This window comes from Rhodohalobacter sp. 614A (assembly GCF_021462415.1).
Classification (GTDB): Bacteria; Bacteroidota; Rhodothermia; order Balneolales; family Balneolaceae; genus Rhodohalobacter.
In genome coordinates this window covers 596215-616660 of record NZ_JAKEDS010000003.1, presented here as the reverse complement: position 1 = coordinate 616660, position 20446 = coordinate 596215, and the positions used below count along the sequence as shown (strand labels likewise).

The following is a 20446-nucleotide window of genomic DNA, read 5'->3' as shown; positions in this document are numbered from 1 at the left end:
CATCATGAAACGGATTCTTATCCTCATAGCATGCTTGTTGATTACAAGCTCCTGCTCCTCAAGCAGATGGGTTGTGACGGATCAAAACTCTGTGAACCTGGATAAAGAACCCGTCATTTTAAGTGAAGAACATATTTTGCTGCTGCAAGACGAACCTTCTGTAGAGAATCCGGTGATGAGTTTTGCGACTTACAAAGTGGTTGAAAAGGAGTACGAAAGAAGAGTGAGGGTGGAGCGGAGTGTCCAAAATTATAAACCTCAATGGAAATTTTTAATTCTTGGGTTGACCGGAGCCACCTTTGCGGCTGTTGCGGGAAATACAGACCTGATTCTCCCTTCCTTGTCCGTTGGTCAGCAGATTGCATTTAATGTTACTGCAGCTATTCTTGCTGGCCTGTCATTTACAAATATGGAGCCGGTCGGCGAGCCGATTCATACAGGTGAATCCCGTCTGCAGCGGAGAAGCGGTACAGAAATTATAACGGATACGCTGAGAACAGATTCGGTTAATGAAGATTTAAACATCAACCTGGAGATTAATTATGAAGGCCAAAATGTGTTTTCTGAATCAGATATCGTGATTTCTGATGGAACCTTTGATATCAACCTGGTGTCGTTTCTCGATTATATTGATGACGATATCGATTCCAATTCATCCATTGAAGTAAAACTCGCTTACAATGGATTTCAAACGTCTCAAACCGTTCCGGTTACAGATTTTCTTGCGCCATTTGTAACCATCACCAGGCCCGTTGCCATTATTCGAAATGCTCCCACAGTGAGCGAATTAAATGTGGTTACAGAAGTGGGAAATGGAAGTTCATTAGAATTAATTGAGGTTTATTCTGAAGATTGGTACCGCGTTCGGTTTGGAGGTTCAGAGGTATTTGTTTCGCAAAGTGCCGGTGAAATAGAATGGATGTCGGAAACAGAATCAGGCTCACCGGATATCTTCGAGTTTGCCGAAATACCTTTTGGTGAGATTGATGTCGAAAATTCCGTACCCGTTCTTCGCCAAAATAATCCGAATGACAGAGCTGTAATTCTCACAAATGGTTTTACAAGTTCTTCGGAGCCGCGCCAATACCTGGCACGTGATCATGATCTGTTTCGGTTTTATATGAGATATGCTCTGCAAATGAATCCAGATCAAATTCATGAAATTCAGATCGATTCAACCGGAAACTGGCAAGACAGTTTGTCCACAGTTTCCCCAATGGATTCTACCGGAACGCTGATCGTTTATCTTTCCGGTTCCGCTTTTATTGATGATTCCAGCAACATTTACCTGGATCAAAACAATGCCCTCAATCATGATTCACAACTCGAAACGACAGTACGGGAATTATTCGAACGAATCAATCCATCTTCAGCCGTTCTGTTCGCTGATCTGGAATTTGGTACTGTCAATGGTGCAAACAATCAGAATAATAGCCGCAATGCACAAACTGCATTGCAAAAATTCTCAAACAGCCTGTTGAGAAGAATTCCGAATTCAGCCATTATTTTCAGTAATCGTCCGGGACAGCATTCATCGCTTTTTATTAGCAGCGGAACGGAAAATAAACGCCACCACATTTTCAATTACTATTTGGCAGATGCTTTAAAAAGAAGAAATACAGAGATTTCACAAATTGTCCGGCATCTCGAAAATAATGTAGACTACACAGCCCGGCGATTGCATGATCGTCCGCAGGAAATACAAGCTTTTGGTAATTTTACGATCGACCTTTCAGAATAATGGTCGGGTGGATTTACATTATTCTATGCGTCCTGTCGTCTATCCTGATTGCTCATTTTTTTAAAGTAACAGAGCAACAAAAATTAAGCACGCTTAGGGTCATTACAGTTAATTATCTGATTGCGTTTCCAACAGCATTTCTGATTTATGAGCGCCAGGAGAGAACTCATACATTTTCGTCAGATTTAATTTTCCCGATGTTTTTGGCAGTATTTGTTGGGATTATCTTCATCTACAATTTTTTTGTTTACAGTAAATCGGTGGATCAGAATGGGTTGGGAATCAGTGTTGCGGCAATGAGAGTTTCACTGATCATCCCGGTATTGCTTTCCACGTTGTGGTATCTCGAACTGTTAACATGGGTTCAATGGATTGGGTTGATACTCGTGTTCGTTGTTCTCTACCTGCTTTTGCCGAACAAGGAATCCCTGTTTGATAGGAATACAAGTTCCGGCTGGATGCTCCCGGTATTATTCATCATGACCGGAATTGGGGATGCTTCCCTGAAAGTTTATGAACGCGAGTTTTCGGAACTTCTCTCAAAAGGGGAGTTCATGGGCATTGTCTTTTTTACTGCTTTTCTGATTGGAATTTCCACGGTGATTATCAAACGAGAATGGAATTTCACAAAGAAAGAATTTCTGATTGGCGCATGTGTCGGAATCCCGAATTTACTGGCAGCCACTTTTTTGATTGAAGCCCTGGAGAGAATGAACGGGGCGATCGTTTTTAGTGCTGTAAATGTGTTAACGGTTCTTGGCGGAACTCTGGTTGGTGTGGTGTTCTGGAAGGATCGATTCACAAAATTACAGTGGACCGGAATTCTTCTGACCATTATTTCCATTTTGTTACTCTTTTGAACTACATGTCATCTTAATATTTAAGCGGTACCATAACAGCAAAAAATGAGTATTATTTCAACAATTCGGTCGAAAGCGAGAGAACTTGGCAAGCGGGTTATTTTACCTGAAGCCGAACGCGATATCCGTGTGATTCGGGCAGCAAATATTTTGGAAGAGAACGGCATTGCCACTCCCATTCTGATTGGTGATAAGCAAAATATCCATGAACTTGCCAAAGAGCATAATGTGGTAATTCCTGATGAAATCACAATTTTGCCGGTTAACGTTCCTGAATTCAAACAAGAGAAATACAGTTTTTTTGAAGCGCAGCTCGCTCACAAAAATCCGACGGCCGACCAAATTAATTCGTTATGTAACGATCCATTGTACACAGCCGGGTGGCTGTTGGAAAAGGGAAAAGCTGATGCCGTTGTGGCCGGTTCCGTGGCTTCTACAGCCGATGTTATTCGGGGAGCTCTCAGAACGGTTGGAGTGGCGAAAGATTCATCCATCGTTTCAAGTACTTTTTTGATGGAAATGCCCGACGGACGAGTTTTTACTTACGCGGATTGTGGCGTCGTTCCATATCCCACGCCTGTTCAGTTGGCTTCCATCGCGCTGGACTCTGGAAAAACTCATCAGCTGCTGACCGGAGACGAACCGAGTATTGCATTCCTGTCATTTTCAACCAAAGGCAGTGCCAGCCATGAACGGGTTGATATTGTGAAAGAAGCTTATAAAACTGCCCGCAAGCAGAACAGTAGCTGGAAAATGGACGGGGAACTCCAGTTCGATGCTGCATTTGTACCCAAAGTGGCCAACCGGAAAGCTCCTGATTCTCCATTGGAAGGAAATGCAAACGTTTTTATTTTTCCTAATCTTGATGCGGGAAATATTGCCTACAAAATCACCGAACGTTTAGCCGGGGCTGTAGCAACGGGGCCCATTCTTCAGGGACTCGAAAAGCCATACCTTGATCTCTCAAGAGGTTGTTCGGTTGAGGATATCATCAATGCTGCTTCCGTTGGAGTGGTGTTAAGCACAACTTAAATTGGCGATCTCAAATCAGAGAAAAAACTCCTCTTATCATAGGAACTCTATCATGTCTATAACGTCTTTCAATTGGCATTTAAGGCAGGGTACTCTTTAAATTAAGATTGATCGATAAAGCTTTATTGCAGAAACGATTTTGCTTATATTGACTGATTCCAGATAAGTATAACAAGGCGTTTTTAGCAAACCTGTGAACTGCAATCGGTTTTCAGGTGTTCTACCTTAGAATGAGAAGTTTAAAATTTGAGATATAAGATTTTATGAGTGAGACAAAAGCTCTCGAATCCATGATTGGCGAAGAGTACAAATATGGATTCACCACAGAAGTTGAATATGAAGATTTCCCCACTGGCCTGAATGAAGATATTATTCGTTTAATTTCTGAAAAGAAAAATGAGCCTGAGTGGATGACCGAATTTCGGTTGAAGGCGTATCGTGGCTGGAAAGAAATGGAAGAACCGGACTGGTTCAACGCCACCTATGAGAAACCCAAATTCGACAAGCTTCAATACTATTCTGCTCCCAAAAAGAAACCGAAACTCAACAGCCTTGATGAAGTAGATCCGAATATCCGGGAAACATACGAGAAGCTCGGAATTCCGCTCGAAGAACAAAAAATGCTTTCGGGTGTGGCTGTGGATGCGGTTTTTGATAGTGTCTCAATCTTTACATCCTTTAAAGAAAAGCTGGCTGAAGCAGGAGTGATTTTCTGCTCCATTTCTGAAGCAATCCAGGAATATCCTGAACTGGTGAAAAAATATATGGGTTCTGTGGTACCTGCCCGCGATAATTTTTATGCGGCGTTGAACTCAGCGGTATTTTCAGATGGATCATTCTGTTTTGTGCCGAAGGATACGATCTGCCCGATGGAATTGTCCACTTATTTCCGGATCAACAATATGAATTCGGGTCAGTTTGAACGCACGCTCATCATCGCCGAAGAGAACAGCCATGTAAGCTATTTGGAAGGCTGTACGGCCCCGATGTATGATGAACATCAGCTTCACGCAGCCGTTGTTGAACTGGTTGCTTTGGACAACGCTGAAATCAAATACTCAACCATTCAGAACTGGTATTCCGGTGATGAAGAAGGAAGAGGAGGTATCTACAATTTTGTTACCAAGCGAGGTGCATGCCGGGGAGACAATTCAAAAATTTCCTGGACTCAGCTCGAAACCGGTTCGGCCGTAACTCTTAAATACCCGAGCGTCATCTTACAGGGTGATAATTCAGTCGGAGAATTTTTCTCCGTTGCTGTAACCAGTAAAAAACAGCAGGCTGATACCGGAACCAAGATGATTCACATTGGCAAAAACACGAAGAGTACCATTATTTCGAAAGGTATTTCTGCCGGACGGTCCAATAATAGTTACCGTGGCGAGGTGAAGATCAGTAAAAAAGCACAGAATGCACGGAATTATTCTCAGTGTGATTCTATGCTGATTGGACAAACGTGTGGCGCTCACACATTCCCGTACATTGAATCTTCAAACCCGACGGCAAAAGTTGAGCACGAAGCTACAACTTCACGGGTGGGTGAAGATCAGATTTTTTACCTGCAACAACGTGGAATCAGCGAGGATGATGCCATCTCTCTGATCGTAAACGGATTCTGTAAAGAGGTACTGAAAGAATTGCCGATGGAATTTGCCGTTGAAGCCAATAAGCTGCTTGGCATCAAACTTGAAGGAAGTGTTGGATAAACTTTTACTCTCAGAAAAATTGAGAGTTAAACGATATAAAATAAAAATAAAACCAGATAATTAATTTAACGTGTTAGAACTAAAGAATCTTCATGCAGAAGTTGAGGAAGACGGAACTGAAATCCTCAAAGGAGTTAACCTCAATATTGGAAAAGGAGAAATCCATGCCATAATGGGCCCGAATGGAAGCGGGAAAAGTACCCTTGCCAAAGTAATTGCGGGTCACCCCGAGTACGAAGTTACGGAAGGCGATATTCTGTTTAACGGCGAAAGCATTCTCGAACTCGACCCAGATGAACGAGCTCATGCAGGAGTATTTCTTGCGTTCCAATATCCAGTGGAAGTACCGGGTGTAACCAATACAACTCTCTTGCGGGAGTCTTACAATACCATTGCTGCGTCACGGGGACGAGAAGAATTGGATCCCCTCGAATTTGACGATTACATTCGCGAGAAACTTGATCTCGTTGAAATGAGACCCGATTTCCTTGAGCGAAGTGTCAATACAGGATTTTCCGGCGGTGAGAAAAAACGAAATGAGATATTCCAGATGGCGGTTCTCGAACCATCACTTGCACTGCTCGATGAAACCGATTCCGGCCTTGATATCGATGCTTTGAAGGTAGTCTCAAACGGAATTAACAAACTTCACGGCGATGATGATGCCGTTGTACTCATTACACACTATCAGCGATTACTGAATTACATTGTGCCTGATTACGTGCATGTGATGATCGGCGGAAAGATCGTTAAGTCTGGTGACAAAGATCTCGCCCTCACACTTGAAGAACAGGGATATGACTGGCTGGAAGCTCATGCAACTGTAAACGGAGAGGTTAAGTAATGGCACTACCATCAAAAGTAGAACCATCTATTTTACACCAGCTTGCGGAGGTAGCCCCCGAAAATGGCCAGACAAAATGGAAAGAACTCCATGAAAAGAATTCGGCCAGGCTCAATGAAACCGGGTTTCCCCACAAAAAAATTGAAGAGTGGCGGTTTACCGATCTCCGGCCAATCACCCGAACCAATTTCGTTCGTATGAATGAAGCCGGCACGCTACCCGCCATTGATATTGAGAAATATTTTATCCCTGAATCTGACCGAAGCCGGTTGGTATTTATAAATGGAAAATTTCATGAGAAATATTCCTCTATCGGTGGATTGGGCAAAGGTGTTACCGTGGGAAATCTTTCGGATCATTCTGATGAAGAAGTTGTCCGGGAATACCTTGATAAACTGGTGAATTACGATGGGGATGTCTTTGTGCCGTACAATGGCGTGATGTTCGAAGACGGAGCTTATATCCACCTTGAAAAAGGTGCAAAAGCAGAAGCGCCCATCCAGGTTTTAAATATTTACACAGATGCAAAGAATCCATATGTGGCAACACCGCGAATGCTGGTTGTGGCGGAAGAAGAATCTGATGTGACCATTATCGAAGATCACATCGGCCTTTCTGAAAATACATATATGACGATTCCTGTTAGTGAAGTAAAAGTTAAACAAGGCGCTCACATCCATCACGTTCGTATACAGCGGGATAGCAGGGAAGCAGTGCATGTTGCCCGGCCCATTACCTACGTTGAAAAGAATTCTGAATATCATTCTTATACGATTACTCTCGGTGCAAAACTTTCAAGAAATGAACCGAGGGTTATCCAGGAAGATGAAGAAGTTGATTTTACTGTAGATGGACTTGTGCTGATTGACGGCGAACAGATTGCAGATACTCATTCGGTGATGGATCACAGATTTTCACACGCTGAAAGCCATCAATTGCACAAAGTTGTGGTGAACGGAAAAGCACACAGCATTTTTAACGGGAAAATTTTTGTTCGGCGTGACGCTCAGAAAATCGACTCTTTCCAGGAAAACAGAAACCTTCTGCTTTCTTTGGATGGACTGGTAAATGCAAAACCGCAGTTGGAGATTTTTGCGGATGACGTTCTTTGCTCTCATGGTGCAACTGTGGGTCAGTTAGATCCCGAAGAGGTTTTTTATCTCCAAAGCCGTGGAATGACAGAAGAAAAAGCCAAAGAAGTTCTGACGTATGCTTTTGCGCTCGAAACGATTGAGAATGTAAAAGTGGATTCGGTTCACAAACTTCTGATTGACGAAGTTTACCGATACACAAAAGCGAATAGCGAAGAGAAAGAGCAAGTAACCTCTTGAAAAGAAATTCCTAAAACAGGAAAAGAATAAATGCCCCAGGCAGTAAAAGACATACCGGCAGTAGATTTTGATAAGATCAGGAAAGATTTCTCTGTTCTGAATCAAACGGTGAATGGACAACCATTGGTTTATCTCGACAATGCGGCGTCCAGCCAGATGCCCAAACAGGTGGCCGACCGGATGGATCATTATCACCGGCATGAGCATGCAAATGTACATCGTGGCATTCATACGCTCAGTCAAAAAGCGACGGATGCTTATGAAGAAGCACGTACAAAAGTACAGGAGCTCATTCATGCCGATCATGAGTATGAAGTGATCTATACCACGGGCACTACCGATTCACTGAATCTGGTTGCCAACAGTTACGGTTTGGAAAATCTGTCGAAAGGAGATGAGATCATCCTCACCGAGATGGAACACCACGCGAATATTGTCCCGTGGCAGATGATCGCCAAAAAAACAGGTGCCATCATCAAAGTAATTCCGGTTACCGATTCCGGTGAATTAGATCTGGAGGCTTATAAAGATCTGATTACTTCTTCGACAAAGATTGTATCCGTGGTTCATGTATCCAATGCTTTGGGGACGATGAATCCAATCAAAAAAATTGGCGAAATTGCTCATGAAAATGGAGCCGTTTTAGTGGTAGATGGAGCTCAGGCTGTTCCGCATCAGGCGGTAGATGTGCAGGATATTGACGCTGATTTTTATGCGTTTTCTGCTCACAAAATGTGCGGTCCCACAGGATTTGGAATTCTTTACGGCAAAAAGAAATTACTCGATGCCATGCCTCCTTATCGCGGGGGCGGAGATATGATTGACAAAGTGAGTTTCGAGGAAACAACATTTAATGTGGTGCCCTTTCGGTTTGAAGCCGGAACACCGCCCATTTCCGCTGCCGTTGGTTTCAGCGCCGCTCTCGATTATCTCAATGATATAGGGATGGATCAAATAGAAACCCGCGAGCACGAACTTGTAAATTATGCGGTTGAACGGGTTACAAAGATTGATGGATTGAAACTGGTTGGAAATTCTGCCAATCGGGCTTCCGTAGTATCCTTTGTGTTTGACGATATACACGCATCCGATCTCGGAATGATTCTTGATAAAAGAGGAATTGCCGTCAGAACCGGCCATCATTGTGCTCAACCCGTGTTAAGGCGATTTGGAGTACCGGCAACAACACGGGCATCACTTTCGTTTTATAACACCAAAGACGATATCGACAGGCTTGTAGACGGAATTGAATACGCGAAAACATTTTTTGAATAAACCATTAGAACAATGCCAAAGATTAAAGAAATAGAACGTACGCCAAACCCCGACGCCATGCGGTTTGTACTTGCAGAGCCTCTTACAAACGGCGTTACCCGGTCCTTCGAAAACCGTACGGAAGCAGATGGAGATGAACTTGCCACCGCGCTGTTTAAGATCGATCACGTGATTAACTTGTATTATGTAGACCGCTACGTAACAGTTACTCAGGATGGAAATGCAGTTTGGTCTGAATTGTTGAGGAAACTTGCCCCGCCAATCCGGCAGGCAAAAGCGCAGGAAAACATTGAGGAAGATGACGAAGTGCATGCTACCAAAGAAGTTCAGGAATCGGATGATCCGCGCCTGATTGAAATCAACAAGCTTCTGGATGAGCAGGTACGCCCTTATTTGCTGGCTGATGGCGGTGGCCTGAAGATTTTAGGACTTGACGGCAATCGTCTTAAGGTTCACTACCAGGGTGCTTGTGGAACATGTCCCACAGCCACCTCCGGAACGTTATATGCCATCGAAAGCATGGTAAAACGAATTGATCCGGAAATTCAGGTGATTTCAGTTTAATTCGAGATATATAGTTGGCTAAACATTTGAGGCAATCTCAATTATGTCGATAACCATTAGTGATACAGCGGCAAAACGCATAGAAAGAATTCGGGATGAGCAACATCTTGCTGCGGATACACCTCTTCGTGTTTCTGTAGTGAGTGGTGGTTGTTCCGGGCTTACCTACGATCTTGATTTCGATGCAACCGATCAATTATCAGATGGTGATAAAACCTTTGAAGATCACGGGATCAAGATTGTGGTAGATACACGAAGTTTCTTATATCTGGCCGGCACAAGGCTCGATTATTCTGAGGGCCTCACCGGCAAGGGATTCCATTTCCACAATCCCAATGCATCCAGAAGTTGCTCGTGCGGAGAATCGTTTTCTCTTTAATCATTAGTAGCAAGTATTGAGTATCGAGTAGTGAGACGGTTTATTGATAGAAAGACAAACACATCAACCGCATTTACTCAACCATTTAATTCTCCTAATTCCTGAAAAGAATCTCAATACTCAGTACTCGCTACTCAATACTACTCACATGTCAGAAATTGTAAATAAAATTCAGCAATCCAAACTTGAAACGGTTGATCTTGAAAAGTTTGCAGCCGGTGTTCAGATCTTTGAACTGGACTTGAAAGATTTTCTTTTCCAGGAATTGATTTTAAAAGAGTCTGAGTACCGCGAAAAAATGGAAGCTCATAATTGGGAGCAGTATGAGGGATCTTATCTGGCAGTAACCTGCTCAACGGATGCCATTATTCCGAAATGGGCTTATATGCTGGTCGTTCAGCATGCGGCGGCTCACTCCATGGATGTTCTTTTTGGAAACAAGCAGGAAGCCATGAGCCAAATTTTCAGGCAAAAGATCGACCAAACTGACTGGACCAAATATGAAGACCGGTTTGTACTTCTGAAAGGATGCAGTAAAATAGATGTGCCCGCCGATGTGTACATGTACGCTACCAAAAAATTGCTTCCTCTTGTAAAGAAGTTGATGTACGGAGAAGCTTGCTCCAATGTGCCGATTTATCGAAAGAAGAGAGAGTAACGGTATCGGCTATGAGTAGTTGCGTGGTTTAGCACGTAACTACTCATAGCCATTGTTGGCAAATCGTTTTTATTATTTTTGAATTAACTTTGGTATATCGCTGTAATTAATAAAAAGTAGACCATCAAATCTATCTTTTGCAATGAAGTCAGCTGTATTTCCATTATTTTCCATTCCTAATAGCAACTTCTTGGTAAAATCATTTTTGTTATGTTTTCTTAAGTCCAAAATATATTTTTCTTTTTGAAATTTGTTAAGATGATAAGCTAGAAACGTACTGTCTTTATGCTCAAAATCAAACGTTCCGTTGTAGTTCAGGTTTTTACCACTATAAACAACTGTTCCAATTGAATAGTACTTATCGCCAAAGGCTTTTTTAAGATGATGTCCCATCCAATCTACATTGTAATTCGGCTTTGTTTTATTTTCAATATGGCTGTTTTGAGCCCAAATAATAATTTTTGATTTAGGATTTTCTTCTTTGAAAGATTTAACGGTGTTAAACATTGAGTTATCTCTTATGTTATCCGCTAATGGCCAACTCATTATTTCTCCGATATTGATTCTTGAATATGTTTGAATAAAAATTTTATTCGATTTTTTTATAGCACTTATTTCATTTTCTGTAACTCCCGAATTAAGTAATTCGTTTGTTTTTTCACTTAAAAATGTGCTGTAATTGTCCAAGAAGTCAATAAATCTGTCTCGTTGATTGATAAATGCTAATGTGTCTTTGTCATTTTCATATTGATAAAGATTATTAAAACTTCTCATTTCTAATGAAACAGATTTAGCAAATATGGAATCCAAAGGTTCAACAATTTCAGTCATTCGTTTTATCAGATAATTTTGTTGTGGTTGGCAATCAAAACCTTGGATTTTTAATGTTCCATTTTGTGATTTCACATAACTTACAAGATTTTCTATTTCTTCTGAATTGTAGTAAAAGTTAGAGCTAAAAATGTTCGTATATTCTTTTGATGATAGTGAGTCCATTTGCTCCCAAGCTAATGCGGCATCACCAAATCCTGATTCAAAAAGAACTAAATCAAATCCTAATTCTTGATATAAGAACTTAATCAATTCTGCTTTGGCTTTATATACTTCTCCTAATCCGTGCGTATTTTCTCCAATTGCTATTATTTCCACACCTTTGAAGGATTCTTTCAACTTTGACAGGTTTTCAAACTTCTCTAAATCTGAAGTAAATTCAATTGTTGAATTGAAATCGGTTTGAGCATTACAAGAGCAAAAAGTTAGAGCAATTAAAAAAGTTAAGATTTTGTTCATTCAGTTTTTTTTTAAATGTTTGCCAACATTGGCATATCACCAACACTATTCATGTTATCCTTGCTTCGTACGTAAGTTTTGTTCATGTTACTCTTAAAATAATCAGAGTAATATGAATTAAGCGGAATTAATATCAAAATACGAACATATCCTAACGCTAAAGAGTTGTATTATAATGCCCTATTAAACTTACCTGAATGAACTTCAAGCCAGATAACTTCCTTTGATGACAAAGAATAATACTCCTCAAAAACACGCCATTGTAACCGGAGCATCAAGAGGAATTGGGTTAGAGATTGCAAAGAAACTGCTCAAAGAAGGATTTAGAGTTACGGGTACCGCAAGAAAATCGGAGTTCCCAAACGAACTCTCATCCCATAAAAATTTTAATGGAATTCACGTTGATTTAGGGAGTAAGAACGATATTGAATTTCAGCTAAAGCCGCTTTTTTCAAAATCAGGCGGAATAGATGTTCTTATTAATAACGCAGGAATTTCAGTAGATATGGATTTCTCAGATGATGATAAAAAATGGCTTGAGGTTTGGGATCGAACATTGGATGTCAATCTTCGTTCAACAGCGTTATTGAGCAAGTGGTTTGTAAATATTCATACAGATCATCAATCAAAAGGAGTGCTCATCAATATCGCTTCCCGGGCGGCCTATCGCGGTGATACCCAGGAATTTGCAGCTTATGCAGCATCCAAAGCCGGAATGGTTGCTTTTACAAAAAGCATCGCCCGTAATTTTAGCAAAATGGGAATCAGCGCCTATTCCATTGCACCCGGTTTTATCGACACCGATATGGCCTTGGAAGCTGTTTCAGTTTACGGAGAAGAATATCTCACCCAAGGCTCGGCATTTGATGAAATTACCGACCCTAAAGAGGTTGCCAATCTCGTTGCATTCCTTTCCAAAGGAGATGTTCCGCATATGTCCGGCCAGACATTTCACATCAATGGTGGTTCTTATATGATTTGATTTGTGAGATTTGGGGATTTGGGATATACTAATCCCACCATTCAAAATCTCTCAAAGTTACCTGATGAGTGAGCAGTTTTAATTCTACCTGTTTAGACGTTCCCTCATCTGATGACAAAACGATCCGTAATCATGCAAAAAATTTCTCTTCTGTTTAATTTTTTTACCATTCTTGTGATGGCGAACCCTTCAATTTGTAGTGCGCAGCATCAATATGAAATTCACGTCTCTGCGGGGACTTTTGACCGTTCGGAAACCATCGTTTCCTTTTACTTTCCTAATCGGGTAGAATCCGGATCTTACGAATTGATAAGCCCTTCCGGTCAATCTGCTATACTTCAGGTGAATAATGCGAACAGAGGATGGTTCATTCTTGATGAATTGGATGCCGGTACATCACGAGTTTATACATTTAACGGAGTTCCAACTTCTGCAGAAAATGCGGTTTCCAAAGCGGTTGATTCAACTCAAATCACCTTTTCATCAGGTGAACAAGAAATTCTTTCATACTATCACGGAGACAATAATCCGCCGGAAGAGTTAGATGAACGATACAAACGCGGCGGATATATTCATCCTGTATACTCTCCCAAAGGTGTTCTTTTAACAACTCATCTCAATCCTCAACATCCACATCATTCAGGGATTTGGTCGGCCTGGACAAAGACTGAATTCGAGGGTCGAACCCCGGATTTTTGGAATATCCACAGCAATTCAGGAAGGGTAGATCAGGCAGATTCATTGCAAGCTTCCTGGGAGGGGCCGGTTCATGCTGGATTTAAAGCCAGACATTTTTTTACAGACCTTTCTGCTCCTGAACCGGTAATTGCTTTGAATGAGGAATGGCAGGTTTATCTTTATAAATCACCAGAGGATGAGAGGTACCAGGTTTTTGATCTTGTTGTGACTCAAAGCGTGAATACTGGTAAGCCGCTTATCTTGCCGGAATATCATTATGGAGGTGTTGGATTTCGGGGGAATAGAGAGTGGGATGATCCTGAGAACGTGACTTTTCTAACCTCAGATGGATTGGGAAGAGACGGAAATACCACCCGGCCAAAATGGACGCATATTGGCGGGTGGAGTGATGGAGAATTAGCTGGAATTACGGCGATGGATCACCCGGAAAATTTTCGGTTTCCACAACCCGTTCGAATTCATCCGGACGAACCATATTTTGTCTATGCCCCCATGCAGCTTGGGGAAATGCGAATCGAACCGGGATCTCCCTATGTAGTTCGATACCGGTATGTTACATACGATGGCGAGCCCAATCCGGATGAGTTAAACCGAATATGGAATGATTATGCATATCCGCCGGGCGTAACGGTGAAGGTGGAGTAGAGTAGTAATTCCCCTCTCCAGAGGGAAATCCATTACTCGTCAATTCGTTCAATTTCCAGCTTTTCATCACCTGTTTTTAATTTTCTCAGTGCGTATCTGGAAGCAAAAAATGAAAGAATCAGTGTTGCGATTAATCCTATTGTTGTAACGGCAATGTTTACCCGGATCACTTTTTTCTGAAGCTCAAAAACAGGCATCATCACAATCGTTTTGCCGGAATCTTCTTTATAGCGAATGGGAATCACTTCAGAGTCCATAATTACCTGGGCAAACTGAACCGGCAAAGAGAGCTGGCGCTCAATCGTTTCTCCATCAGAAGTATTAAATTCTAACACCACATAACCATTGGTTTGGGCGGCAATTTGTTTCACGTCAAAATCAGTGACTTTTGCCACATAACTTGTTCCGTCATTGTAGGTTGAGACAATACCAACATAGGTATAGATCTGGTATCCACATTGAAAAATGAAGTAAGCCGGCAACAGCCAGACCAGGAAAGTGAAATAGTATTTATTCATAAGTAATTTTCTTAAAGGAACATCAAATTAATTATTTTGCTTTTCAACAACCGAATGCATCTGCTCAATCATGGCAGGATCATAAATCATGCGTTGCATAAAATCCTGATGCATCTGGCTGCCAGACGCATGAAACCAGAAGCCGACCGGTAGCTGATCAAGGTAGAAAGCCTGCACCGTGGTATCGCCGGTATAAGCCGATATGCCAAAATCGATTCCGTTCATCAGCCCCATTCTGTTATCATAAATTGCGCCGTATTCGGTGAAATCTTGCTCAATTTGCGGTTGGTTATCCATCGGCCAATCCATGAAGTCCCTCATCGTTCGGCTGATATTTTCATTGATTAAGGAATCCCGAACCATTTTTTTGAGAAGACCGGACATCTCTCCCGCAGTAGTTTTTGGGAAGAGAATCATAGCATCGCGTTCTTCCATAAACGTATTGCCCAATCTGTCATCATCCATATAATCCTGAACCTGCTCCCGAAAATCCGCATCATTCAAATATGTCCGGGATAAATCAATCACATGATTTCGCCATTCATCTGAACTTTTACCTTGCCAATTGTTGACGATTTCAGAATTTGGTTTTTCCGTCAAACCGGGAGAAATAGCCTGGTACAAACCTGAATATGGCAAAGGCATTTCTGTGGAGGAGAGGGTAAGTGTATCCTGCAGTTCAGCCCAGATATTTGGATCCAATTGCCACCATAAATAATCGGCGAGCGCCAAATCCCCGTACTGTGCCAGAAGCTCAAGTGCATGCATGTAGGAAATGGATTCGTTGTCGATCCACCCCCGTTCATCTGCAACATGAAGTGCTTCATTATGAATCGATTCCTCCACTTCGGGCAATTGATAACGCGAAACTTCAGGCCATTGAATGGTTTGATCAGGGTTGATTTCACCAGAATCGAATTTTGATGCATAAGCCAGCAGAATAAAAAAATTGGCCGTGGTTCCCATTACTCTCGGAATGTTTTGCTGATAGTAGATCGCGGAATCCTGGTCCACGATGACAATGCTGGCAAGAGATGAATTTTCCGGTTTTTCTCCCATAAATTCGGATAAACCTTGTAGTGAACCCGTTTTGGAAACCCATTCACTTCCTTCTGCCATACCTTCACGGTTTTCAATGAAAGTGGTGAAAGCATTCCAGTTAAGCCCAAAGACGAATGCAAATAGAATGAGTGTCGTCACCAAAAAAGCGCCAAAAAATTTCAATAATCTCATAATCTTCTACTCTGAAAAAAATGTCTGAACCTGTAACAAACGATAATAAAATTCGGCCGAATCCCGCATGTAAACAAACGCATGATATTGCTGGCGGTTGTTTACAAACTGATCATCGAGATAGAGGTCCTGAATTTCCTCATTATCGACCCATACATATTTATATTTGTAATTTCCTTTTTTGATGATGGCGTTGGCCGTCCATCGATCCGTTTGTTGATCATACATCAACTGGTTATTACTACTGACCGACCAATTGTTAAAATCTCCAAGCAAATGCACAGCAGTGGTTGAATCGGGAGGAGATTCCAAATCAAACCGGAAAACAACGTTTGCATAACCGGCATTCAAATTCATGTCGGGTTCTCCGAATGGCCCAACTCTCGCCGGATTGATCCTTTGCGACGACGTAAACCCTTCCGCATCATCACGAAGAATAAGCCTTGGAGGTACCTCTGCGGGATATGCCTCCATAACATTATTGTCAGTTTGAGAAAGCTCGTTTAATGCCAAAAAATTAAATTCATAATCGCCGATAAATGCTTCACGCTGGCTTACCTCAAACTGGACATGATCGGGTGCAGAGAAATCGAGTTCATCGGCCTGACGGGCTCGTCCCCAAAACCGGTTTTGGGCAAAATAGAATTCCAGATCGAATTGTGGCTGTTCCACAAAATCGGGCAGTGAATATTGGCTGACCGGCCGATGCATCCGGCGAAGGTTTTGTCGCGGAACTGAAATCTCTTCAACCGATGAGGTCAGCGCTCCGGCATTTTCCGAGACAAAAAAAGGCAGCGACAGTATCAGGTAACCGGTATCGGAATCTTCAACTTTTAACAGGTAATTCCCACTTTTGGTGATCTGAAACTGCTCCGTCGGGAACGTAAACGTGTATTGGCGATATCTCGGCCGATTGTTTCGGCTGACTTCCATGTCATTGATCGGAAGTGTTTGAAATCCTTCCATAAACCGTTCTGGTGGCAGACCTGAGCGACTCCAGTCAGGGTTGTGGTGACTCAGGGAAACCCTGTAAGATTTTGAATCAATGGAAAGATTCTCAAATTGAAGTTGCAGTTGATTGTTTTCACACAGGTTTAAAATGGGAGCTGAAGACGGGTTTCCCACACGATGAAACTGTATCGACCGAATAGAATCACCAGCAATAATCTGAGGGGCAATATTGAAAAGATTTTCGGGTTGAGAAACAGGCTGGTTTACGGAAGTACTCAATGATCCGCATCCGACAAAACTTAAACTGAGAACAGTACAGATGAGTATAGAAAGCGACCTGGCTATAGTATTGGGTGCCATTATGTTAAACAAAGTACTGACCTTCAAAAACAAATGCAGCAGGACCTTCCAGTTTGATATTTGAATATGTATCGCTCTCTTTGTTGAACGTAAAATGAACCAGAAGAGTGCCGCCTTTTACTTTCACATCATATAAAAAATCTCCGCTATTCGCCTGCTGTAAATGATGCCATGCAAGAGCTGAAGCAATCGCACCGGTTCCGCAGGCCAACGTCAGATTTTCTACGCCGCGTTCATACGTTTGAAGGCTCAGGTGATGATCATCCGTTCCGGAAATAAAATTCACGTTGGTTCCAATGGGTTGAAAATCGGGATGATTTCGGAAAAACCGTCCGTGATTGGTCAGAGCCTGTTCATTTTCCAGCTCATGCTGTTGAATGGGACATACCACATGTTCAGTATTTGTGTACACATTCAGCAACGCCTCTTTGGCAACCGTAATTTCCTGAACGGCCGTTTCCAGCGGAAATTCGATGATAACCGACTGCTTTTTTACTTTGGCTTTATACACTTTGTCATGAACCCGGAATGTGAAATTTTTTGGCGATCCGAGGGTTTCCGCAAAAGCCGAAAAACACCGCGCGCCATTGCCGCACATTCCCGCATCGCTGCCATCGGGATTTTTATAGAGCATCACCAGGTCGGCTTTTTTGGTTTCATCAAATTGAAGAGCAATAACCCCGTCAGCTCCAACTCCGAATTTCCGGTTGCAGATGGAAGGAGCAAGATTAGCAAGCTCGTCCTCGCTCATCTTTAAAGCACGGTTGTCGAACAGGATGAAATCGTTTCCTGCTCCCTGCATTTTCGTAAAATGTATGGTTGAACCGTTCATGATTAATATTCAATTAAAGCCGGCAGGTGTTTCCACTTGCTGTTTTTATCGATTGCCGGGTCCATGCCGCGCATCAAATAGAAGAAGCGCAGCGAAAGTGCAACACCGATATATTTAAACTGCACATTTTGATAAAGTAATCCTTTCACCTGTTGGATATGGTCAATCATATCTTCGAGCCGTGCGTCCGTCATAGCCGAACAGAATTTTTCGATCACATCCAGCTGATCAATATTTGTAATCAGGTTCTCATTTTGTGTTTCCCGGAAGACGGTAATGTCCCGAAGTAACTGTTCCAGCGTATTACAAAGTGCAATCTGATTTTCTTTGTTCAGGTTTTTATTCCAGTCATTAATCAGGTTTAACAACTCCGGAACGCTTTGTGTATAAGAATACCGCAGAAATTCCACCGACTCATTTCTGATTTGCTGAAGTGTCTCAATTTCCAGGAAACGGCAGGTTGAGTAATTGCCACCCGAAAGCCTGGCCAGCAGTTCGGCATCATCCGGTTTTACCTGATCATATTTAATGAGGCCGTCAGCCACTTCATCTTTTGCTAAAGGATGCAGCCGAATTTGCTGGCATCGCGAAATGATGGTCGGAAGCAGTTGATCGGGCTGCGTTGCCGTTAAAATAAAAAGGATATTTCCGGAGGGTTCTTCCAGCAGTTTTAAAAATGCGTTGGCGGTCTCTTTACGCATTGTATCCACATTTGTGAGTACAATAACCGTCCGCCGGCCTTCATTTGGTTTGTATACGGATTTAGGACGAATTTCTTCGTGATAATAATCAATCGAATAAAATGCACGGCGGTTTTTTGAGGAATCAGCATCATTCAGGGCCGGCCTGAGTGTGAAATCCACAATTTCGTAGGGATCTTTGGCAAGCAATTCCAGTCTCGACTGAAGCTCATCATTTCCCATAGTTGAGGGCAGGGGAATAAAAACATGAATATCTGGATGAGTAAACCAGCTCGATTTTCGTGAGAGTGCGAGGTCTTTCAAATCCGTTAAGTGATTGACACCATTTACAACCTCGGCCAGTGCAAGCGCAAAAGCCGTTTTTCCCGAACCGTTGGGACCGGTAATCAGGTAGGAGTGTGCCAGTCGATCGGACAATAAAATTCGTTCAATCTGATTTTTTGCCTTCTCCTGCCCAACAAGCCGCCGGTCACCAAAGGAAATATGTTCGTTAAAAATTTTCATCTAATCATTCCAGATGTAATCAAAAAGTAAAATACCCGCTGTAATTGTAACTCCGCAATACCCAACCAAAGCAGCCAGATCATTCAGAGCTCCGCTTGCGGCTCCTTCAATCAACGCAAAACGTGTAACACGGGTTAAGATAAGGAGAAGAGGAACAACAAGCGGAATGCAAAGAACAGAAAAAAGCGCGCCTTTCCGGTCGGCCTGGGCAATCATTGCAGAAGTGAGCGTGGTTACGGAGGCCAGCGATGCCGCACCAAAAATGATGGCACTCATAAAATAGAGATGGCTCTGGATGGCCATGTCCATCATAATCAAATAGAAGAAAAAGGTAAAAACGTGCAGCAACAGCAAAAACAGGAAGTTGTAGATCAGTTTGCCAAGATAAACTTCAGTTGCATTTGCATGAAGCTGTAAAAAAGCCCATGTTTTTTTTTCCGCTTCCTGCACAAAAGAGCGCGTCATTCCCGTCATGGATGCGAATAAAATGATAATCCAAACAAGACCGCTTTTGGGAGTCGGGTCCATTTGATGCGCCCGGAGCGTGAACAAAATCAACAGCAAAGTGGCACCTGTAAATGCAAGAATGGTGTTGAGCGCATACTTGGTGCGCAATTCCTGGGTGATCTCTTTTTTTAATATGGCGGCTGCAGCTTGAATCATCAAAACGGCTAAAAAGTTATGTTGGAAAGTACTAAAAATGGAAGCCTCAAAAAACGGAAATACAATGTTATCTATGCCAAATAGAAATCAGTATTTAACATTTTTGATTCTTACCTTTGAGTACATGAGGAACGGCATGAATTTTATTGCTAATTGAAAATTGTGATTTGAACGAATTTTATGAACATCTACTCACTCATTAATCAGTCCACCATTCTTGCAAATCTACAGGTTCAAAATAAAGAAGAGCTTCTTCACAAGATGGTTGATGTGTTGAAGAAAAAGGTAAACGAAAATCAATTGAAAGACATTCGGGACGCCGTTTTTGAAAGAGAAGAAATCATGTCTACCGGGGTGGGAAAAAATCTCGCCATTCCTCACGGGAAGGTAGCTTCCATCGAGGAAAATTATGGAAGCTTCGCAGTCTTGAAAGATCCTATTGAATATGATTCTATTGATGGAAAACCTGTAAAAATGGCTTTTTTATTGGTAGGTCCGGCCGGAGAAAACAGGTTGCATATCAAACTTTTAAGCCGGATTTCCCGGTTAATGAACAGCACAACTTTCAGAGAAACACTTTCTGAATGCCAAAATGCCGAAGAGATATACAAGGCTTTTCATGACGAGGAAGTAAAATATTTCGGTTCCTGAACGCTTTTTTGATAGTCTTTTCACTAT

At 42.1% G+C, this 20446-nt stretch carries 20 protein-coding genes; 13 read left to right on the top strand and 7 right to left on the bottom strand.

Going from position 1 to position 20446, the window contains the following annotated elements; all coding sequences use genetic code 11:
* The first annotated feature begins 4 nt into the window (after window positions 1–4).
* The 10 genes from L0B18_RS16520 (at window position 5) to L0B18_RS16475 (ending at window position 10390) form a co-directional block, all read left to right on the top strand.
* Window positions 5–1741, top strand: coding sequence for an SH3 domain-containing protein (locus L0B18_RS16520; protein WP_234572911.1), 1737 nt, complete (start codon window positions 5–7; stop codon window positions 1739–1741).
* Complete coding sequence (locus L0B18_RS16515) at window positions 1741–2601, top strand: EamA family transporter (RefSeq protein WP_234572910.1); 861 nt, start codon at window positions 1741–1743, stop codon at window positions 2599–2601. Before L0B18_RS16520 ends, L0B18_RS16515 begins: the two co-directional genes overlap by 1 nt.
* Before the next feature lie 45 nt (window positions 2602–2646).
* Complete coding sequence (locus L0B18_RS16510; protein WP_234572909.1) at window positions 2647–3633, top strand: phosphotransacetylase; 987 nt, start codon at window positions 2647–2649, stop codon at window positions 3631–3633.
* 263 nt (window positions 3634–3896) lie between these two features.
* A complete protein-coding gene (sufB, locus tag L0B18_RS16505) occupies window positions 3897–5339 on the top strand; it encodes a Fe-S cluster assembly protein SufB (RefSeq protein ID WP_234572908.1) in 1443 nt (480 codons plus the stop codon).
* 70 nt (window positions 5340–5409) lie between these two features.
* Complete coding sequence (sufC, locus tag L0B18_RS16500; protein ID WP_234572907.1) at window positions 5410–6183, top strand: Fe-S cluster assembly ATPase SufC; 774 nt, start codon at window positions 5410–5412, stop codon at window positions 6181–6183.
* Window positions 6183–7514: a Fe-S cluster assembly protein SufD gene (gene sufD, locus L0B18_RS16495; protein WP_234572906.1), complete on the top strand. Its 1332-nt coding sequence runs from the start codon at window positions 6183–6185 to the stop codon at window positions 7512–7514. Before sufC ends, sufD begins: the two co-directional genes overlap by 1 nt.
* 30 nt (window positions 7515–7544) lie before the next feature.
* Complete coding sequence (locus tag L0B18_RS16490; RefSeq protein WP_234572905.1) at window positions 7545–8789, top strand: aminotransferase class V-fold PLP-dependent enzyme; 1245 nt, start codon at window positions 7545–7547, stop codon at window positions 8787–8789.
* Between the two features lie 12 nt (window positions 8790–8801).
* On the top strand, window positions 8802–9353 hold the full coding sequence (locus L0B18_RS16485) for a NifU family protein (protein WP_234572904.1): 552 nt from the start codon (window positions 8802–8804) through the stop codon (window positions 9351–9353).
* A gap of 43 nt (window positions 9354–9396) precedes the next feature.
* Complete coding sequence (locus L0B18_RS16480; protein WP_234572903.1) at window positions 9397–9732, top strand: HesB/IscA family protein; 336 nt, start codon at window positions 9397–9399, stop codon at window positions 9730–9732.
* Window positions 9733–9880: 148 nt separating this feature from the next.
* Complete coding sequence (locus tag L0B18_RS16475; protein WP_234572902.1) at window positions 9881–10390, top strand: DUF2480 family protein; 510 nt, start codon at window positions 9881–9883, stop codon at window positions 10388–10390.
* 72 nt (window positions 10391–10462) lie between these two features.
* Here L0B18_RS16475 and L0B18_RS16470 read toward each other — a convergent pair whose 3' ends face one another.
* The gene (locus L0B18_RS16470; RefSeq protein WP_234572901.1) at window positions 10463–11680 is read right to left on the bottom strand and encodes an erythromycin esterase family protein; all 1218 of its coding nucleotides are present in this window, start codon (window positions 11678–11680) and stop codon (window positions 10463–10465) included.
* Between the two features lie 226 nt (window positions 11681–11906).
* On the opposite strand from L0B18_RS16470, the gene L0B18_RS16465 reads away from it, so the two are divergent.
* Window positions 11907–12662 carry an SDR family NAD(P)-dependent oxidoreductase gene (locus L0B18_RS16465; RefSeq protein ID WP_234572900.1) on the top strand — a complete coding sequence of 252 codons (756 nt, stop codon included), beginning with the start codon at window positions 11907–11909 and terminating at the stop codon, window positions 12660–12662.
* Window positions 12663–12794: 132 nt separating this feature from the next.
* Complete coding sequence (locus L0B18_RS16460) at window positions 12795–14006, top strand: PmoA family protein (protein ID WP_234572899.1); 1212 nt, start codon at window positions 12795–12797, stop codon at window positions 14004–14006.
* Window positions 14007–14038: 32 nt separating this feature from the next.
* On the opposite strand, the gene L0B18_RS16455 is transcribed toward L0B18_RS16460, so the two are convergent.
* From L0B18_RS16455 to L0B18_RS16430, 6 genes are read right to left on the bottom strand one after another with little or no spacing between them, the layout of a single operon-like run.
* Entirely contained in the window at window positions 14039–14524 is a 486-nt protein-coding gene (locus tag L0B18_RS16455; protein ID WP_234572898.1) for a hypothetical protein, read from the bottom strand.
* 27 nt (window positions 14525–14551) lie between these two features.
* Window positions 14552–15757 (bottom strand): hypothetical protein, encoded by a 1206-nt coding sequence (locus tag L0B18_RS16450; protein WP_234572897.1) that lies wholly within the window; start codon window positions 15755–15757, stop codon window positions 14552–14554.
* 6 nt (window positions 15758–15763) lie between these two features.
* Entirely contained in the window at window positions 15764–17068 is a 1305-nt protein-coding gene (locus tag L0B18_RS16445) for a type IX secretion system plug protein domain-containing protein (RefSeq protein WP_234572896.1), read from the bottom strand.
* A gap of 4 nt (window positions 17069–17072) precedes the next feature.
* Window positions 17073–17900 carry a diaminopimelate epimerase gene (gene dapF, locus L0B18_RS16440; protein WP_234572895.1) on the bottom strand — a complete coding sequence of 276 codons (828 nt, stop codon included), beginning with the start codon at window positions 17898–17900 and terminating at the stop codon, window positions 17073–17075.
* A 2-nt stretch (window positions 17901–17902) separates the two neighbouring features.
* Window positions 17903–19105, bottom strand: a complete 1203-nt coding sequence (locus tag L0B18_RS16435) for a DNA polymerase III subunit (protein ID WP_234572894.1) — start codon at window positions 19103–19105, stop codon at window positions 17903–17905.
* On the bottom strand, window positions 19106–19768 hold the full coding sequence (locus tag L0B18_RS16430; protein ID WP_234572893.1) for a heme exporter protein CcmB: 663 nt from the start codon (window positions 19766–19768) through the stop codon (window positions 19106–19108).
* 180 nt (window positions 19769–19948) lie between these two features.
* Here L0B18_RS16430 and L0B18_RS16425 point away from each other — a divergent pair, with 180 nt between their 5' ends.
* The gene (locus tag L0B18_RS16425; protein ID WP_234572892.1) at window positions 19949–20419 is read left to right on the top strand and encodes a PTS sugar transporter subunit IIA; all 471 of its coding nucleotides are present in this window, start codon (window positions 19949–19951) and stop codon (window positions 20417–20419) included.
* Window positions 20420–20446: the final 27 nt, after the last annotated feature.

What these genes read in the sequence shown, in the direction of transcription:
- L0B18_RS16520 (WP_234572911.1), top strand. Translation starts at nt 5, where the DNA reads ATGAAACGGATTCTTATCCTCATAGCATGCTTGTTGATTACAAGCTCC.
- L0B18_RS16515 (WP_234572910.1), top strand. Translation starts at nt 1,741, where the DNA reads ATGGTCGGGTGGATTTACATTATTCTATGCGTCCTGTCGTCTATCCTG.
- L0B18_RS16510 (WP_234572909.1), top strand. Translation starts at nt 2,647, where the DNA reads ATGAGTATTATTTCAACAATTCGGTCGAAAGCGAGAGAACTTGGCAAG.
- sufB (WP_234572908.1), top strand. Translation starts at nt 3,897, where the DNA reads ATGAGTGAGACAAAAGCTCTCGAATCCATGATTGGCGAAGAGTACAAA.
- sufD (WP_234572906.1), top strand. Translation starts at nt 6,183, where the DNA reads ATGGCACTACCATCAAAAGTAGAACCATCTATTTTACACCAGCTTGCG.
- L0B18_RS16490 (WP_234572905.1), top strand. Translation starts at nt 7,545, where the DNA reads ATGCCCCAGGCAGTAAAAGACATACCGGCAGTAGATTTTGATAAGATC.
- L0B18_RS16485 (WP_234572904.1), top strand. Translation starts at nt 8,802, where the DNA reads ATGCCAAAGATTAAAGAAATAGAACGTACGCCAAACCCCGACGCCATG.
- L0B18_RS16480 (WP_234572903.1), top strand. Translation starts at nt 9,397, where the DNA reads ATGTCGATAACCATTAGTGATACAGCGGCAAAACGCATAGAAAGAATT.
- L0B18_RS16475 (WP_234572902.1), top strand. Translation starts at nt 9,881, where the DNA reads ATGTCAGAAATTGTAAATAAAATTCAGCAATCCAAACTTGAAACGGTT.
- L0B18_RS16470 (WP_234572901.1), bottom strand. Translation starts at nt 11,680, where the DNA reads ATGAACAAAATCTTAACTTTTTTAATTGCTCTAACTTTTTGCTCTTGT.
- L0B18_RS16465 (WP_234572900.1), top strand. Translation starts at nt 11,907, where the DNA reads ATGACAAAGAATAATACTCCTCAAAAACACGCCATTGTAACCGGAGCA.
- L0B18_RS16460 (WP_234572899.1), top strand. Translation starts at nt 12,795, where the DNA reads ATGCAAAAAATTTCTCTTCTGTTTAATTTTTTTACCATTCTTGTGATG.
- L0B18_RS16455 (WP_234572898.1), bottom strand. Translation starts at nt 14,524, where the DNA reads ATGAATAAATACTATTTCACTTTCCTGGTCTGGCTGTTGCCGGCTTAC.
- L0B18_RS16450 (WP_234572897.1), bottom strand. Translation starts at nt 15,757, where the DNA reads ATGAGATTATTGAAATTTTTTGGCGCTTTTTTGGTGACGACACTCATT.
- L0B18_RS16445 (WP_234572896.1), bottom strand. Translation starts at nt 17,068, where the DNA reads ATGGCACCCAATACTATAGCCAGGTCGCTTTCTATACTCATCTGTACT.
- dapF (WP_234572895.1), bottom strand. Translation starts at nt 17,900, where the DNA reads ATGAACGGTTCAACCATACATTTTACGAAAATGCAGGGAGCAGGAAAC.
- L0B18_RS16435 (WP_234572894.1), bottom strand. Translation starts at nt 19,105, where the DNA reads ATGAAAATTTTTAACGAACATATTTCCTTTGGTGACCGGCGGCTTGTT.
- L0B18_RS16430 (WP_234572893.1), bottom strand. Translation starts at nt 19,768, where the DNA reads ATGATTCAAGCTGCAGCCGCCATATTAAAAAAAGAGATCACCCAGGAA.
- L0B18_RS16425 (WP_234572892.1), top strand. Translation starts at nt 19,949, where the DNA reads ATGAACATCTACTCACTCATTAATCAGTCCACCATTCTTGCAAATCTA.